Consider the following 14,672-nt stretch of genomic DNA (forward strand, 5'->3'; position numbering starts at 1 on the left):
CAACAGAACTTATAAAAAGACGATGCGGACGTGGAAGTGATGGAGACGCCGGAGGCGAGGGTCTATCCCGGCTTCGTCGCCAACCTCGGTCATCATTGAGGGGACTGGCGCGTGCGGTCCTCAGCGAGCACGCGCCATCCGAGACGGATCCCGTGACCTGTCCGTCACGCTGATCGACCCCGACGAATCCGCGATGCTGTCGCGGGACGAGACCGGCCCATATAACTCGGATTCAAACCACCGCATCTGGAGGCCCGCCGTACGACGACGTCGTCGCCATTCCAGAGGGCGAAGGGCGGTGAGGGGTCACGTCTTGGGTGAGCGAATCTTCGTCGCCTTCGCTTCCTTCGTGGCGCGTTCACACGATGAACAGCGAAGCCACCATGAACATGGCAAGCCCCGTAATATCATGTTTGATCGAACTCATAGGCGATACGACCTACAACCATACCAACCCATGACACTCCTGATGAAGGTGAATCGGTGATGACGTACACACGAGTCTCTGCCGACGTACATGGCGAGTCGCATTTTAGCGATGAACAGGTGACACTCAGTGAGACCGGTATCGCTCCACCGGCTCCTCCGGTGAACATGTCTTCGCCCACACCTGCCGAGAACGTTGCGTTCGTGACGCTGCCCGCCGGGTGGCCCGAGAGTGTAGATGAACCTCACGTGGCCCCGGCCCGTAATTACTGGTTCGTGCTATCCGGCGAAATGGAACTCACCGCCGGCGATGGCGAGACACGGCACTTCCGACCGGGAAGTATCCTGCTGGCGGAGGATACGACCGGCACGGGACATACGACGACCGTCGTCAGTGATAGTCCGGTAGAATTGGCCGTTGTAGGAACGGCGGACTGAGCCCCAGCCTCGGCGTATACCCCTTATTCAGGAGTGAAAATGGTGGGAATTCACCGATACTGCAAGAATATACCACCCATTTCCGATCGAACTATCGTAAGGGGTTGGACATGCAAAGCGTATCTTGCACGTCGTACATGACAACTACTGTAGAATATTTATGAAACCCGATGCATTGCCCTGATAATCCCTATCAGATACAATGACCCGAGTACGAGATAGACGAAAGCAAATGAACTCAGCACTCGTGATTGGTGGCACCGGCTTCGTCGGCCGTCACACTGTCCGGGAACTTCTCGACCAAGACTACGACGTTACGACGATCAGTCGCGACCGACACGGCTTCCGGTTCGGAGAGGAGTTCCCCATCACGCGGATCACCGCCGACAGAACCGACGAGGACGCACTCGCCGACGTCGCCCGACGCCTCGGTCCTGATCTCGTCGTCGACGGCGCTGCCTTCTACCCGGGGGAGGTCCGAACGGCCACGGAGATCTTCGCGGATGTCGAGGCCTACATCTACGTTTCGAGTGGCGGCGTCTACGACGCCCACGCCATCCCCAAGCGAGAGGACGAAACGCCGCTGCACAGTTTTTCGCCCGAACAGGCCGATGACGACTCGATGGCGACCTACGGGCCGCGCAAGGCCGAATGCGACCGCGAGACCGCTGCGGCGGTCGACCGCGGCGTGACTGCGATGAGCGTCCGGCCGACGATGATCTACGGCCCGAAAACAGTCCCGTCGTCCGACAGCGCGAGCGGCACAACCGGTGATGAGGCGCCGTCGTGGGCCGATGACCTTCCGGGGTTCCAGGGACATCACGATTACTGGATCGATCGTCTCAATCGCTTCGATCGGGTCGTCGTGCCGGGCGACGGCACCGCTATCTGGCACCGGGCCTACGTCGAGGACGTGGCGAGCGCGATCCGCGTCGTGGCCGAGGCCGAACAGGGTGAGCCCGGCGAGGCGTACAACGTCGCGGACCGCCGCGTGTGCACGATGGAGGACGTCATCCCTGATCGCCGACGCACTCGAGACCTCGGTAGAGGTCGTCCACGCGAGCGAACGCGAACTTGCAGACGTTGGCCTCGATCCGGACGAGTTCGTCCTCTATCACCACCTCGGGTCGCGGTATCCACACGTGCTCGACACCTGCAAACTCGCAGGGCTGGAATGGGAGTCGACACCCGTCGAGCAGTCTATCGCCCGGACTGTCGAGGAGTGTATCGCGAGCGGCCGTGACGGAAGCACGTTCGACCCTGGCCGGGACGCCGAGGAACGCCTCCTCGACGCGATTACCGAATAGCTCCCGGGCCCCGGTGCATTTCGAGCCCTCCCATTCACTCCGGTGAGTCCCGGGGATACGGATGGTGAGCCGTCCGCCCAGTGACCCGGGCGATTAAGACGAGTACGGGAAACAGGAGGTTCTGGACGGGGCGTGGTGGTCGCTCGAGGACAAGTACGCCGGGATAGGCTCGAAGCCAGAGTGCCGCCTGGAGGAGTCCCCCTACGCCCGACCGTTCGCCGACCGTATGGGCGTAAGCGAACCGTTCGGTCAGGAACTCACGCCACTGCCCGGGCGGAGCGACCTCACGCCTGAATCGAGCGGCGTCCTCCTCGGTATGCGAGACGTGTGGTGTCCCCGATGGGATCGTGAGTTCATCGCCGGCTGTGAGATGATTGTCGGATCCCTCGACCTCTACCACGAGCTTTCCCTCACGGACGACGAAGCGCTCCTCGGTCGTGGGGTGGTAGTGGGCGGGTGGTGGTTCGGAGTGTGCCGGTCGCCACTCCTCCCAGACAAGACGCCCGTCGTCGGAAGCGTCCTCGTTGAAAACGATTCGTTCACCGGTCACCGGATCGCTGATCTCCGTTGGCAGGTGCATGTACTTACATTGATCCCGGGTTGGTAATAGTTCACAACCCCTTTCGGACCCAACGGCAAGGACAGTCGTGACAGTCTCACCACTGTCACTGCGGTCGGGACGGAAACCGGGTTCGGCAGAGATCATCGTGCAGACGGACTCGATTCAGGTCCGATCGACAAACGCGACGATCTCTCCCGCAATCTTTTCGCCGGCTTCCTCCTGCAGGAAGTGGCCTGATCCCTCGATCCAGACGTCCGGTTGGTGGCCCGCGCTCGGAATGATTTCGCGGAGGCCGTCACGGGCCCCGTGCGTAATCGGATCCCAGTCGGAGTAGAGGACGAACGCGGGTTTCTCCCAGTTGCCGAGAGCTTCGACCGTCTGCATTCCGATGTCCGCTCCTTCCATTTCCGGATCGGTCGGGACGAGCGACGGCCACTGCCGAGCACCCGCCTTCGCCTCCGGCGTGTGAAACGGCGCGTCGTAGGCGGCCATAACCTCCGGTGAGAGATCAAGTCCCGCTTCGCCCCGCTCGACGGGAACCACCCACGGCCCGGGTTGCTCGGCTCGTTTGTGAAACACCGCCGTGTCACCGAGTGCGCGGACGACGGTCGAGATCGATGGATCGGTCGTCCCGGCCATGTGCTCCCGAAACATCCACCACACGTCGATCATCTCGCCTCGTCCTGTCGGTACGCCCGTGTTCATCGGGACGAGGCGAGCGAACCGGTCCGGATGGTCGAGCACGGCCACGGGGAGCCCGAGCACGCCGCCCTAGCCCTGGCCGACGAGCGTGACATCAGAGAGACCCAGCGCTTCGACGAACGCGGAAAGAGACTCGTAGTGCATCTCGAATGTGTAAGCATCGAGTTGCGTGAATTTGTCGGAGCGTCCGAACCCGATGAAATCGGGGATTACGACCCGCCCACGCTCGCTGAGCGTCGGAATCATCTTCCGGTAGAGGTAGCCCCAGGTGGGTTCGCCATGGAGACAGAGGAACGTCTCGTCACCCGCCCCGAGGTCGACGTACGCCATCTCTGGCTCTCCCACCGACACGTACTGTGGCTCGTACTCGTATCCTGGCAGTTCCCCAAACCGTTCCGTCGGTATGCTAACTACTGCCATAGAATAACGATGAGTACGATGAATATTGAGCTAGTCTGTCGGTGGAATATATTTCTCTATTTCAAATCACAGGGGGTCGGTTTATGACTTGAAGGCCTCCTGCAGGAGGACGGTGTCCGTGTACTGTCGGAATTCATGGATTTTGTCATCGTCAAGCCGCCAGACGTGGGCGAAGGGGATCTCGTAGTCAACCCCGTCTTTCGAGGTGACATCGGAACTCCCTTCGACGACCACTATGTCATCTTCAACGATGAAACGCGACGGGGTAACCGCGTAGTGGTCGAAATCCTCGGGGATCCTCTTGAACATTTGGAGTACCTCGTTCGGTCCGCGATATGTGCCACCGTACGGTTCCCCCTCTGCTTCGATCCAGGTGATATCGTCGGTCATGGCGTTTACGACTGTCTCAATATCACCTTTGTTGAACGCGGTATACAGCTGTTCGAGTTCTTCGACGGTTCTAGAGTGTTTGCTTGCCATTGGTCTCTCTGGTGAACTCCCCTCACTGTCCACTACAACCGGTTTGGGAACGAGGGTGTCCGGTGCCAACTCTACGGTACGTCAATATGATGATTCTCGTTGCAATACTCCCACGAGGTGGAATGTGTTCGTCCAATGATATTCTCGCCGGAAGGGGAGTCAACACCCAGTGAGCAGTTCGCCTCTCGACTGTCGAGGAATACACCGAGAGCGGCTGGGACGGAGGTGAATTTTATTCCGGATTGAGACGTAGAGAAATGCCTCCTCACCACGATTGGTGAATAACTTGCTCTTCCCGTGGTCACACGGAGGGGCGGCTATATTCTCCTATTGACATAACGCAATCACCATATGGGTTGTTAACTATTGACAACTAATGAGCGATCCACTTGATCAGATACAGTATCTTGTGGCGTCGAAAAATCGCGTGCGGGTGCTCGAATACGTAAGCGAAACGCCAGCCGATCGCGAGGAACTCAGCGAACAACTGGGTATCCCGCGGTCGACGCTCAGCCGAGTGCTCACTGGTCTGGAAGAACAAAACTGGATCTCACAACACGGCCCAGATTGTGAGAGTACGACGCTGGGCGCGTTCCTCGTCGAGGAGTTCTCCTCGCTCATGGATGCCGTGGAGACGATGCAACAACTCGAAGACGTAATCGACTATCTGCCGATGGACGAGATCGATCTCGAGTTGATTCATCTCCGCGACGCGAGGATTACGACGCCGACCCAGACCGATCCCGGGGCTCCTCTCCGGCGCGCGCGGGAACTGTTGCACGAGGCTGACGAATTCCGGTTTCTCACGAACACCGTCGTGTCACCCCTCGCAGAGACCCTCCACGAGCAAACCATCCAGGGCGACCTCACCATCGTGGGCGTGATAACAGGGGAACTCCTCGATGCCGTCAGTGACTCGCCAGCGTTCCGCGACCCGACCCGAGACATGATCGAGTCGGGTGGTGCCGAATTCTATCGCTACGATGGCACCGTTTCGCAGACGCTGGGGGTCGCGGACGAGACAAGGGCGGCGATTACGCAGATCGATCGGGATGGGCATCAACGTGCCCAAATCGAGACTGACGATCAGCACGTATGTTCATGGGTTATGTCGACTATCGAGGAGTATCGGCGTCAGTCAGAACAAATCAGCGCCAGCACCCTCGCCGAGTGATCGCGTTCCGGGTGCACGTGCATGGGGCGAACTGAATCCACCCCGTGGAATCGTTGCAGCGAGAATCATTACCCTCTCACCTGCGGTACCCCTGGCTGAACGCTCATGCCGACCTACGAAGTCACCTACACGTTCGAAGGTCATTACTCGGGGATACCAACAGAGGTACTCGAACGGTCCTTCGTAACACTGGCCAACCTACAGGCCGAGGGGATCGATATCGAGCACCTCGGTGGGACAGTTACACTCGGAGCGGACGGGACAGTATCGGAAGGTACGGCTCGGTATGCTGCGCCAACCGAAGGCCACGTCGGCTGGCTCGCCGTCCATGCTTCACTCCCGATTAGCGGTATCCGTCGGATCGAATCCCCGATACTGACTTCAAACGGGTCACGTGACGAATCCCCATCTACGCCAAACGAACCCTCATGTGATAACGTCCTACGTGCGTGAGGGCATACTCCGGTGAGCACAATGAGCACCAAGCCCGACGATGTCGGGGACATCCAAGAGGCGGGGTGCCCTAAGTGTGGGCACGACGACGCCGAGGTCGACACCATCGCCACCACTGGTGGCGGTCTTTCGAGAATGTTCGACATCCAAACTCGTCAGTTCCGGGTCGTTACCTGTACGAACTACGGGTACTCGGAGTTCTACCGAGGACAAGATGCCGACATTATCGTCGACCTCTTTCTTGGATAACGCCCATGGAGCGTCCCTCGCGGGACCGTGTCGAGGACCGACGATACGTAAGGATGAATCTGATACGTAAGGATGAATCTGAGCCGTGCTGAACGCACTCTCTGTATGCAGCAGGCCGCTTCTGGCAGATCCTGTGGAGATCCCCGACGCCGTGCTGAATACAGCGCGCGTATCTTTCAGATGAGCAATCAGTTTCGTGTGGATACCACAAGAGGCATACCGACAGTTTGGAAACATACTGGGAATGCTCGGTGATCTCATTTCAGTATTGTTCACCGCTGTCCATTTCGCCCTCCTCATCGGAATATACGGCTTGCTTATTGGCGTGTTCTGGTCACCGTTTCTTGCTGCGGGGCGGTTGAGAGATCTCTTCGCGTTGCTGCCGCCCAGCGAGTGGCGAGTGAACTATGCTCTGTGGATTCCTTTGCCGGCGTTCGTCTGGGGATTTCTCTTTGGAGGAACACTCTCAGTAAGTCTCGACGTGCGACCGCCAACACAAGCCTCTGAGATCTACGTTGCCGGGATTGATGGGATCGTCGTGGCGACGCTGCTCTCTCTTCTCCTTTGGCCAATCTTGCTCGTGTACGTACTGCCGGGGAGCGGACTTGATTGGGACCGGAACGAGTACGCACCCGAGACAATCATGCTTGTCGTCGGAAGCCTCGTCTGGTACCTCGTGTTTTTGGCCGGACCAGCATTCATCCTGTCTCTCTTCGCTGGATTCGGCGATGTCATGGCCGGTCCCTGACTAACTGGATCGATATACTGCATTATTACCACCCTATTTGTAAGAGACAGACTCTTGTTGAATACACCCTCTACATCTTGCAAGCGCTTACTAACAGCATACCGATAAGTTATCGGAGGTGTGCAAGATGCAGGGCGCACATTACCGAGTGCCGTTTTTGATGAGTAGCGAGGTCGGCCGACTGGCTCCATGCGAACCTTTAACAAACCACTTGGTAAAGTGGATAAAGGGTGTTTACTGCGCCGGGGGCAGCGGGAGAGACGGCGACTGGGTGTGGTGAACGCCCGGAGTAGACACACATGGCGACAACGACGACGGACGAGAACAAGAAACTAGTTCAGGAGTACCTGGCCGCGTGGGACGACGGCGACCTGGAAGCGACGATGGCGCTGCTGGCCGACGACGTCTCGACAACATACACCGCGCCGAGCGGCGAAGAGGTGTCACTCAAGATCGAGGAGTTCCTCTCGTTCCGCATCGCGGACGACGATCGGAGGACACATCCATGACACCGACGACCACCGTCGAAGAAACCAGGGAACTGGTAGAGCGGTACCACGCCGCCTGGGGCAACGAGGAATTGACCGCGTTTCCAGACATCTTGGCTGAGGACTTATCGGCCTCGTTCTACGACCCCACCGGTGGCGAAACGCGACTCGGTGCTAATGAGTTACGAGAACATTGGACGAATAGCTTTACAACGAGGTCGGATCCCGCCATCGAAATCCACGAGATAGTGGCCGAACCGGGCCGGGCGATGAGCTACGTAACCTACAGCTATACCCACGACGACGCGGAATACGGCGTTGCCCCCACAGGCAACCGTGTCGATTTAGAAGAGTGGTTCTCATTCCGTGTCGAAGACGGCGAAATCGTCGAGCTACACAGCCTGGCGAACAACCTGAGTCGGCTGCGACAGCTCGGTATCGAGATCCCCATAGAGAGCTGACTTCCCCTCTTCAACCGAAAGGAAACATGACGGAAACAACGCCAACATCAGAGACGGAACTTCCCGACGAATCGACCGTCCAGACGTTATACGACCGGATGCGTGGGCCCATGTTGCACGCCACCGACGAGGGATATGATGAGGCCCGGTCGCTCTGGAACGGGATGTTCGAGAAGCACCCCTCAATCGTCGCCAAATGTAGGGGGGCGGCGGACGTGATGGCCGCCGTGGACTTCGCACGCGAGCACGACCTGCTGCTCGCGATCAAGGGCGGCGGCCATAGCCTGGCGGGCAAGTCCGTGTGTGACGACGGACTCCTGATCGACCTGTCACCGATGGATGACGTACGCGTTGACCCCGATTCCCAGACTGCCCGCGTCGGGCCCGGGGCAACCTGGGGAGACTTCGACCACGAGGCACAGGCATTCGGCCTGGCGACCACGGGCGGCGTCGACTCGCGGACCGGCGTCGCAGGCCTGACGCTCGGCGGTGGCATCGGCTACCTCGCCCGGTCGTACGGCCTCGCCACGGACAACCTGCTGTCCGTCGATTTGGTCACCGCGGAGGGTGAGTTAGTCCACACCAGCGAGGACGTGCACCCGGAGCTGTTCTGGGGTATCCGGGGTGGTGGCGGCAACTTCGGCATCGTCACCTCATTCGAGTTCGAACTCCACGAGGTCGGTCCGGAGATACTGACCGCCCAGGTCTTTCATCACATCGACGATGTCCGACGTGTCCTTGAGTTCTATCAGGAGTTCATGACCGACGCGCCCGACGAGGTCGCCTGCTATGCAACGATCACTCGCGTGCCCACGGAGTCAGCGTTTCCCGAGGCATATCATAATGAGCCAGCCGTCGCGCTGGTCGGGGCCTACTCCGGAGCCATCGACGATGGGCGACCGCTGTTGGCTCCCATCGCCCAGTTCGGCGATCCGCTTCTCGCGGCGGTCGAGCCGATGGCCTACACGGCGCTCCAGCAGGGCGACGACGATGGGTTCCCCGATGGCGAGCGCTACTACCAGAAGGCGCACTTCCTCGAGACCATCACGGACGCTGTCATTGACGTGATCGTCGAGCACACCGAAACACTCCCGGGCCCGTACTCGGGGGCGCTCTTCGAACCGATGGGCGGGGCCATCAACGAGGTGGATCCGACGGCGACGGCGTACCCTCACCGGAACGCCGGCTTCAGCTTTAGCATCACCGGCGGGTGGAGTGATCCCGACCGCGACGAGGAGATCATGGGGTGGGTACGCGAGTTTTTCGACGACCTCGCTTCCCACGCCACCGGCGGCGTCTACACCAACTACCTCGCCCACGATGAGGACGACCGAGTCGACAGCGCCTACCGCGAGAACCACGAGCGGCTGGTCAACCTCAAAAACGAGTGGGATCCGGAGAACCTGTTCCGGTTGAACTCGAACGTCGAGCCGGCATCTGGGGGAGGACAATGAGCCTGGCGAACTCGCGTTGGAGGCCCCGGGTTTCACGAAGGTGACGGGTTGCACCGGTGGAATCGAGCTTCTGACTATTTGAGCCGCTAATGAAGATACCCTCTGAGTCGGTCACGGTCCTACTGACAGACCCTAAGTAGTTCGGACTGCCCGTGCTGGATACACAGCGCGTATCTCGCAGGCCGGCGACCGAGGAGAGGCTGTTAATAGGAGGACGGTTTGCTGGGAAACAGCACATTCGATGGCGGTGTCACTCCGACAGCATAACGAGGGCGCACATCGTCAGCTCGTCGCTCGGGAATTCGACTGCGTGTCCCTTCCCCGTGGTATCCTCCATGAGAAGTACGCTCCCCGGTGTGAACACCCGTGTCTCACCATCACTTGCCGTCAGCTCCATCTCCCCGGAGAGAGTGAGACAGAAATTACGAGCCGAGGTCGGGTGTTCGTCCGCGGAGTATCCTGGCTCGAAGCCGGCATACATCACGTCACTGGTCGAGAGAGCTTCAGAAGCAATAAACGGTGGCGCTCCAGGAACCTCCGCCGGCCCAAGAGGCATGTCCTCGTTCCCGAAGTGTGATTCACCCTCCGAGTCGGCGTAGAGTCGTGCGTACGGTAGCTGCTGCGCTTCTTGCTCGTGTGCTGCCATTCTGATCACCAACTCGCCAAAACGTTCAGCTGTATCCTCTGGAAGACACAGCAGAGTATTCCGGCTGCCATCCTATCTTTAATTATCTATAATAATCTTTTCTTAATATCAATTAATACTGTAATATCGTAAGGAAAAGTAGCGCGGTGAATTCACCCTCTGTATCGGTCACGAAGGTACTGGCAGGAATCGAGTAGTTCGAAAAGGCAGTGCTGCATACAGGACGCGAATCGGTCACCGGCAAATCGACCTCAACGAGTGGTAGAAACGGATGGGACTCGTTCAAGCGGAACATTCGGTTTGGACAACTGGCCAACCGGCAGGTCCTGAGGCACGCGGAGGAGTTTTCAAATTCGAATATCAGGGTGACCGTGGCAAGTATTATAGTAATCAGAGTGCAATCTCATTCCCATAGTCGAAATCCGGCACCCCACCATGCCACACAGAGACACCCCCTATCGGCTCGATGAGATCGACCGCCGGATCCTCCATGCGCTGATGGACGATGCACGAAACACGTCCGCCAGCACACTCGGGGAGGAAGCTGGCGTCTCAGGAGCGACCATCCGGAACCGCATCCACAAACTGGAGGATGCCGGACTCATCCGGGGCTACACCGCACATATCGACTTCGAACTCGCCGGGGGGAAACTCACCAATCTCTACCTCTGTGATGTCCCGGTTACCGACCGCGAGGTGTTGGCTCACGAGGCACGGGCCATCCCCGGCGTCATCAACGTCCGGACGCTCATGACCGGTCGACGGAACCTCCACGTTCTCGCGGTCGGTGAGGACACGAGCGACCTCCGACGCATCGCTCGCCGCCTGACCGATATCGGCATCCACATCGAGGATGAGGACCTCGTCGAGGAGGAACTCCCCACTCCGTACGGCCCGTTCTCGCCCGACGATACCGGCCAAGCCCCCGAACCGAACGACTTCATAAGCCTCACCGGCAACGCCAGCGTCGTCGAGGTCACCGTTCAGGCCGACGCCCCCATCGCTGGCCTCACACTGGAGGCTGCCGCCGGGCGAAACATTCTGGACGAGGAGACGCTCGTCATCGCCATCGAGCGGGACGACCGCGAACTCACACCCCACGGTGACACCGTCCTCCAGCCGGACGATATCGTGACTATCCTCTCCAGAGCCGGTGCCGACGCAGACGCGCTCGCCGTCTTCCGCGAGCCAGTACCGGAATCCAACACCGAGCGATGAATCCGACCATGCCAGCTCTCAAAACACTCATCAGCCACGTGTTCGGCTCCGAAACCACCCTCTACGAGTGTCGAAACTGTGGGCCGACGCTCGACACCGACGACGACCAGTGTCCCGAATGTGGAAGTGCCGATGTTGCAACCTATCAGCTCACCCTATAATCCATGCCCCAGCACATAACTGGCCACGTCCTCGTTCCGGTCGCCAATCCGGACGATGCCCGCGCGACTGCAGCGGCGCTCGAATCGTACGACACCGACCGGATCACCGTCCTCCACGTCGTCGAGAAGGGTGAAGGCGTCCCCGACAAATCCCCCGTCGAGCAGTCCGAACAGTTGGCCGAGGAATCGTTCGCCGCCTTCCGTGAGCGGTTCCCCAACGCAGAGTCCGCGATCACTTACCGTCGCGACGTGGTCGATGGCATCATCGAGACGGCCGAGGACCTTGATGTCGATATACTCGCTTTCCAGCCGAGAGGCGGCTCCCGCCTCGTCCAGTTCCTCACTGGAGACCGGACGCTCAAACTGGTGACCAAACCCGACATTCCCGTTGTCACGCTCCCGGACCCGGAGGAAGAGGGTGGATGAGCGGCGACGAGGAACTGGCCAAGGACCTCGGATTGCTGTCGGCGCTGACCATCGGCGTCGGGACGATGATTGGCGCGGGCATCTTCGTCCTGCCGGGACAGGCCGCTGCGGCAGCCGGCCCGGCCGTCGCACTCTCGTTCGTGATCGGCGGCGTCATCTCACTGTTCACTGCACTCTCGGCGTCGGAACTGGGCACGGCTATGCCGAAGGCCGGGGGAAGTTACTACTACGTCAATCACGCCTTGGGCCCCCTGTTCGGCTCGGTCGCTGGCTGGGGGAACTGGATGGGACTGGCCTTCGCCTCGGCGTTCTACACCCTCGGGTTCGGTGAGTATCTCGCCACATTCCTGCCCCTGCCGGCACTGACGATCCCCGGACTCGGTATCGGAATCACGACGTTCCAGACCGGGGCGTTGCTGGCAGGATTGGCGTTCATCGCGGTCAACTACGTTGGTGCGAAGGAGACTGGGAACGTTCAGATCGTCATCGTGACGCTGCTGGTCGGCATCCTTACCGTCTTCTCCGTTCTCGGTGCGCTGCAGGCAGATCTCTCCACGCTCCGGCCGTTCTTCCCGAGCGAGACCGGAGGCGCCACCGCCATTCTGCCAGCGACGGGCCTCGTGTTCGTCTCGTTCCTCGGATTTGCGAAGATTACCACCGTCGCAGAAGAACTGAAGAATCCCGGCCGGAACCTCCCGCTGGCTGTCGTCGGGAGCGTCGTCATCGTGACCGTGATGTACGCCATCATCATGGTCGTACTGATGGGGGTGATCAACTGGCAACAGCTCGCCCCCGAGTTCACCACGACACCGGTACTGGACGTGGCCGAGATCGCCTTCGGGACGGTCGGGCTTGCCGCTGTCGGGGTCGGGCTACTCACCTTCGCCGGCTTGCTGGCGACCGCCTCCAGTGCGAACGCTTCGATCCTCGCGTCCTCTCGCATCAACTTCGCGATGGGGCGGGACAAACTCATCAGCGACAAGCTGAACGCGATTCACCCGAACTTCGCCACGCCGTATCGGAGTATCGCGGTCACGGGTGGCCTCATCCTGCTGTTCATCGTCGTCGGTGACGTGAAGACGCTCGCGAAAGCCGGAAGCGTCCTCCACCTCATCGTTTACGGACTGCTCAACCTGGCGCTCATCGTGATGCGGGAAGCTGATACACCCGAGTACCAGCCCGAGTTCGAGGTGCCGCTGTACCCGGCCGTCCCGATTCTGGGTGCCATCACGTCGTTCGGCCTCATCGCGTTCATGGAACCGGTCGAGATCGGCCTATCGCTGGTGTTCATCGTCGGCGGTATCGCGTGGTACCTCGTGTACGCTCGGGGGCAAGCCACGAAGAAGGGCATTCTGAGCAGGTACATCCTCAACCGAGCTGACGAGATGCCGGAGCCTGCAGTCGACGCAGCAACCGCTGTCCAGCCGGATGGTGGTGAATACCGGGTGATGGTACCGCTCGCGGACCCGGACCACGAGAAGAACCTCATCACGCTTGCCAGCGCCATCGCGAAACAGCGTGGTGGGACTGTCGATGCCGTCCATATCGTCACGGCGCCGAACCAGACCTCCATTTCACAGGCAGGCGGACATGTCGCCGAACTGGAGGAGGACTATCACGCGGTCCTCGACGCAGCCGAGCGTGACGCTGAGACGTTCGGGGTCCCGGTAGAGACGCATACAATCATCTCTCACCGGCGGTTCGAGGAGGTTTTCGACGCCGCCAGTGACCATCAGGCTGACCTCGTGGTCATGGGCTGGCCGAAGGGACTTCGGCGGTCCCCCGGACGCGTGGAGAGTCGGTTCGACGATTTGGCCAAGGACCTCCCGTGTGACTTCTTGGTGCTGAAAGATCGCGGCTTCGACCCTGACCACGTGCTGGTGCCGACAGCCGGCGGTCCGGATTCGGAGCTGTCGGCCGAGATAGCGAGCCTCCTCCAGAAGGAGTACGATTCGGAAGTGACACTGCTCTACGTGTCGGACTCGGAGGCCGAAGGCGAGCAGTTCCTGACGGAGTGGGCGGAGGCGAACGGGCTACCCGATGCGACGCTACGTGTGGAAACCGGAGATGTCGAGACGGCCATCGAGCGTGCCGCCATCGACAGCTCGCTCGTGATTATCGGGGCGACGGAGAAGGGCCTGCTTGGTCGGCTGGTTCGTGGGTCGCTGGTGATGGACGTGGTCGACGATATCGACTGTTCGGTCCTTCTTGCAGAGCAGGCCCGAGAGCGCGGGCTGCTGGAGCGGCTGGTGGGCGATTGATTCGATTCACCGGACGGCCCCGAGGGGATTACATTGGGGTTGGTGGCGGACTCGCTGCTCCACGTCAACAATAGAAACACCGGCACATTCTATTGGTCGTTCTCCCCGAGTATCCGCGAATTCAACCTCCGCTGTTTGCTGGACTCACCCTCTCCATGCAGCACGCTATTTTTGACTCCTCTTCGATAGGTTGCTCAGACGGTGCTGAATAGAGCGCGCGAATCGGTCAGTCTCACATGGCCATTCAGTAATATTACTGAGCAACTCACCGGTGTACAGAAGGCTAATATTCACGAACGTAGTTTCAACTGTCAGCACATGTCTACCTCGGTATTTCGCTGTCTGGAATGCGGTCACGAGGCGAGTAGGACGACGTTTACGCATGAAGCGGTCACCAACCGGTCGCAGTCAGAGGTACTGCGAGTTCGTTGTCCCGCCTGCGGATACCAGTGGCGCAGAGTCGTCCGTAATTAGCTGAACCTCTTCCACCCGTCGGTACTGACCACGGGTGCATATCGGTCACACTGATTCACTGACTTCCACAGTACGCAATGTAGGGCTCATAGGTATCAATCGAAGCCTCGGAGTGACATTCGCG

General features: G+C 59.8%; 15 protein-coding genes and 1 pseudogene. 11 read left to right on the forward strand and 5 right to left on the reverse strand.

All coding sequences use genetic code 11. From position 1 onward, the window contains the following. Positions 1 to 594 precede the first annotated feature (594 nt). Complete coding sequence (locus WDJ58_RS26350) at positions 595 to 864, forward strand: cupin domain-containing protein (protein WP_380661606.1); 270 nt, start codon at positions 595 to 597, stop codon at positions 862 to 864. A 232-nt stretch (positions 865 to 1,096) separates the two neighbouring features. Continuing rightward, positions 1,097 to 2,171: pseudogene (locus WDJ58_RS12240) on the forward strand (NAD-dependent epimerase/dehydratase family protein). A 34-nt stretch (positions 2,172 to 2,205) separates the two neighbouring features. Here WDJ58_RS12240 and WDJ58_RS12245 read toward each other — a convergent pair. The 4 genes from WDJ58_RS12245 to WDJ58_RS12260 form a co-directional block, all read right to left on the reverse strand. Then, positions 2,206 to 2,751: a cupin domain-containing protein gene (locus WDJ58_RS12245; RefSeq protein WP_338913547.1), complete on the reverse strand. Its 546-nt coding sequence runs from the start codon at positions 2,749 to 2,751 to the stop codon at positions 2,206 to 2,208. Between the two features lie 144 nt (positions 2,752 to 2,895). After that, positions 2,896 to 3,405, reverse strand: coding sequence for a hypothetical protein (locus WDJ58_RS12250; RefSeq protein WP_338913549.1), 510 nt, complete (start codon positions 3,403 to 3,405; stop codon positions 2,896 to 2,898). A 99-nt stretch (positions 3,406 to 3,504) separates the two neighbouring features. Then, positions 3,505 to 3,855, reverse strand: coding sequence for an alpha/beta fold hydrolase (locus WDJ58_RS12255; RefSeq protein ID WP_338913550.1), 351 nt, complete (start codon positions 3,853 to 3,855; stop codon positions 3,505 to 3,507). An 81-nt stretch (positions 3,856 to 3,936) separates the two neighbouring features. Continuing rightward, positions 3,937 to 4,404, reverse strand: coding sequence for a nuclear transport factor 2 family protein (locus WDJ58_RS12260; RefSeq protein WP_338913551.1), 468 nt, complete (start codon positions 4,402 to 4,404; stop codon positions 3,937 to 3,939). Between the two features lie 307 nt (positions 4,405 to 4,711). Here WDJ58_RS12260 and WDJ58_RS12265 point away from each other — a divergent pair, with 307 nt between their 5' ends. The 6 genes from WDJ58_RS12265 to WDJ58_RS12290 all read left to right on the forward strand — a co-directional run bounded on the left by WDJ58_RS12265 (position 4,712) and on the right by WDJ58_RS12290 (position 9,362). Beyond that, entirely contained in the window at positions 4,712 to 5,509 is a 798-nt protein-coding gene (locus WDJ58_RS12265; RefSeq protein WP_338913552.1) for a helix-turn-helix transcriptional regulator, read from the forward strand. Between the two features lie 474 nt (positions 5,510 to 5,983). After that, complete coding sequence (locus tag WDJ58_RS12270) at positions 5,984 to 6,211, forward strand: zinc ribbon domain-containing protein (protein ID WP_338913553.1); 228 nt, start codon at positions 5,984 to 5,986, stop codon at positions 6,209 to 6,211. 244 nt (positions 6,212 to 6,455) lie between these two features. Then, positions 6,456 to 6,959, forward strand: coding sequence for a hypothetical protein (locus tag WDJ58_RS12275; protein WP_338913554.1), 504 nt, complete (start codon positions 6,456 to 6,458; stop codon positions 6,957 to 6,959). A 299-nt stretch (positions 6,960 to 7,258) separates the two neighbouring features. Next, positions 7,259 to 7,468 carry a hypothetical protein gene (locus WDJ58_RS12280; RefSeq protein ID WP_338913555.1) on the forward strand — a complete coding sequence of 70 codons (210 nt, stop codon included), beginning with the start codon at positions 7,259 to 7,261 and terminating at the stop codon, positions 7,466 to 7,468. Next, complete coding sequence (locus WDJ58_RS12285; RefSeq protein WP_338913557.1) at positions 7,465 to 7,908, forward strand: ester cyclase; 444 nt, start codon at positions 7,465 to 7,467, stop codon at positions 7,906 to 7,908. The genes WDJ58_RS12280 and WDJ58_RS12285 overlap by 4 nt, the downstream gene beginning before the upstream one ends. A gap of 26 nt (positions 7,909 to 7,934) precedes the next feature. Beyond that, a complete protein-coding gene (locus tag WDJ58_RS12290) occupies positions 7,935 to 9,362 on the forward strand; it encodes an FAD-binding oxidoreductase (RefSeq protein ID WP_338913558.1) in 1,428 nt (475 codons plus the stop codon). A gap of 250 nt (positions 9,363 to 9,612) precedes the next feature. Here the strand turns inward: WDJ58_RS12290 and WDJ58_RS12295 are convergent, their stop codons facing one another. Beyond that, positions 9,613 to 10,008, reverse strand: a complete 396-nt coding sequence (locus tag WDJ58_RS12295; RefSeq protein WP_338913559.1) for a hypothetical protein — start codon at positions 10,006 to 10,008, stop codon at positions 9,613 to 9,615. A gap of 435 nt (positions 10,009 to 10,443) precedes the next feature. Between WDJ58_RS12295 and WDJ58_RS12300 the strand changes: the two genes are divergently transcribed. The 3 genes from WDJ58_RS12300 to WDJ58_RS12310 all read left to right on the forward strand — a co-directional run bounded on the left by WDJ58_RS12300 (position 10,444) and on the right by WDJ58_RS12310 (position 14,074). Further along, positions 10,444 to 11,226 carry an Lrp/AsnC family transcriptional regulator gene (locus WDJ58_RS12300; protein WP_338913560.1) on the forward strand — a complete coding sequence of 261 codons (783 nt, stop codon included), beginning with the start codon at positions 10,444 to 10,446 and terminating at the stop codon, positions 11,224 to 11,226. Between the two features lie 164 nt (positions 11,227 to 11,390). Then, positions 11,391 to 11,813 (forward strand): universal stress protein, encoded by a 423-nt coding sequence (locus WDJ58_RS12305; protein WP_338913561.1) that lies wholly within the window; start codon positions 11,391 to 11,393, stop codon positions 11,811 to 11,813. After that, complete coding sequence (locus WDJ58_RS12310; protein WP_338913562.1) at positions 11,810 to 14,074, forward strand: amino acid permease; 2,265 nt, start codon at positions 11,810 to 11,812, stop codon at positions 14,072 to 14,074. The genes WDJ58_RS12305 and WDJ58_RS12310 overlap by 4 nt, the downstream gene beginning before the upstream one ends. The last annotated feature ends 598 nt before the right edge of the window (positions 14,075 to 14,672 follow it).

Source organism: Salinirubellus litoreus (assembly GCF_037335815.1).
Taxonomy (GTDB): Archaea; Halobacteriota; Halobacteria; order Halobacteriales; family Haloarculaceae; genus Salinirubellus; species Salinirubellus litoreus.

Bases quoted from the DNA above. Each gene is read 5' to 3' on its own strand.
- WDJ58_RS26350 (WP_380661606.1), top strand. From the start codon at position 595: ATGTCTTCGCCCACACCTGCCGAGAACGTTGCGTTCGTGACGCTGCCC.
- WDJ58_RS12245 (WP_338913547.1), bottom strand. From the start codon at position 2,751: ATGCACCTGCCAACGGAGATCAGCGATCCGGTGACCGGTGAACGAATC.
- WDJ58_RS12250 (WP_338913549.1), bottom strand. From the start codon at position 3,405: ATGATCGACGTGTGGTGGATGTTTCGGGAGCACATGGCCGGGACGACC.
- WDJ58_RS12255 (WP_338913550.1), bottom strand. From the start codon at position 3,855: ATGGCAGTAGTTAGCATACCGACGGAACGGTTTGGGGAACTGCCAGGA.
- WDJ58_RS12265 (WP_338913552.1), top strand. From the start codon at position 4,712: ATGAGCGATCCACTTGATCAGATACAGTATCTTGTGGCGTCGAAAAAT.
- WDJ58_RS12270 (WP_338913553.1), top strand. From the start codon at position 5,984: ATGAGCACCAAGCCCGACGATGTCGGGGACATCCAAGAGGCGGGGTGC.
- WDJ58_RS12275 (WP_338913554.1), top strand. From the start codon at position 6,456: ATGCTCGGTGATCTCATTTCAGTATTGTTCACCGCTGTCCATTTCGCC.
- WDJ58_RS12280 (WP_338913555.1), top strand. From the start codon at position 7,259: ATGGCGACAACGACGACGGACGAGAACAAGAAACTAGTTCAGGAGTAC.
- WDJ58_RS12285 (WP_338913557.1), top strand. From the start codon at position 7,465: ATGACACCGACGACCACCGTCGAAGAAACCAGGGAACTGGTAGAGCGG.
- WDJ58_RS12290 (WP_338913558.1), top strand. From the start codon at position 7,935: ATGACGGAAACAACGCCAACATCAGAGACGGAACTTCCCGACGAATCG.
- WDJ58_RS12295 (WP_338913559.1), bottom strand. From the start codon at position 10,008: ATGGCAGCACACGAGCAAGAAGCGCAGCAGCTACCGTACGCACGACTC.
- WDJ58_RS12300 (WP_338913560.1), top strand. From the start codon at position 10,444: ATGCCACACAGAGACACCCCCTATCGGCTCGATGAGATCGACCGCCGG.
- WDJ58_RS12305 (WP_338913561.1), top strand. From the start codon at position 11,391: ATGCCCCAGCACATAACTGGCCACGTCCTCGTTCCGGTCGCCAATCCG.
- WDJ58_RS12310 (WP_338913562.1), top strand. From the start codon at position 11,810: ATGAGCGGCGACGAGGAACTGGCCAAGGACCTCGGATTGCTGTCGGCG.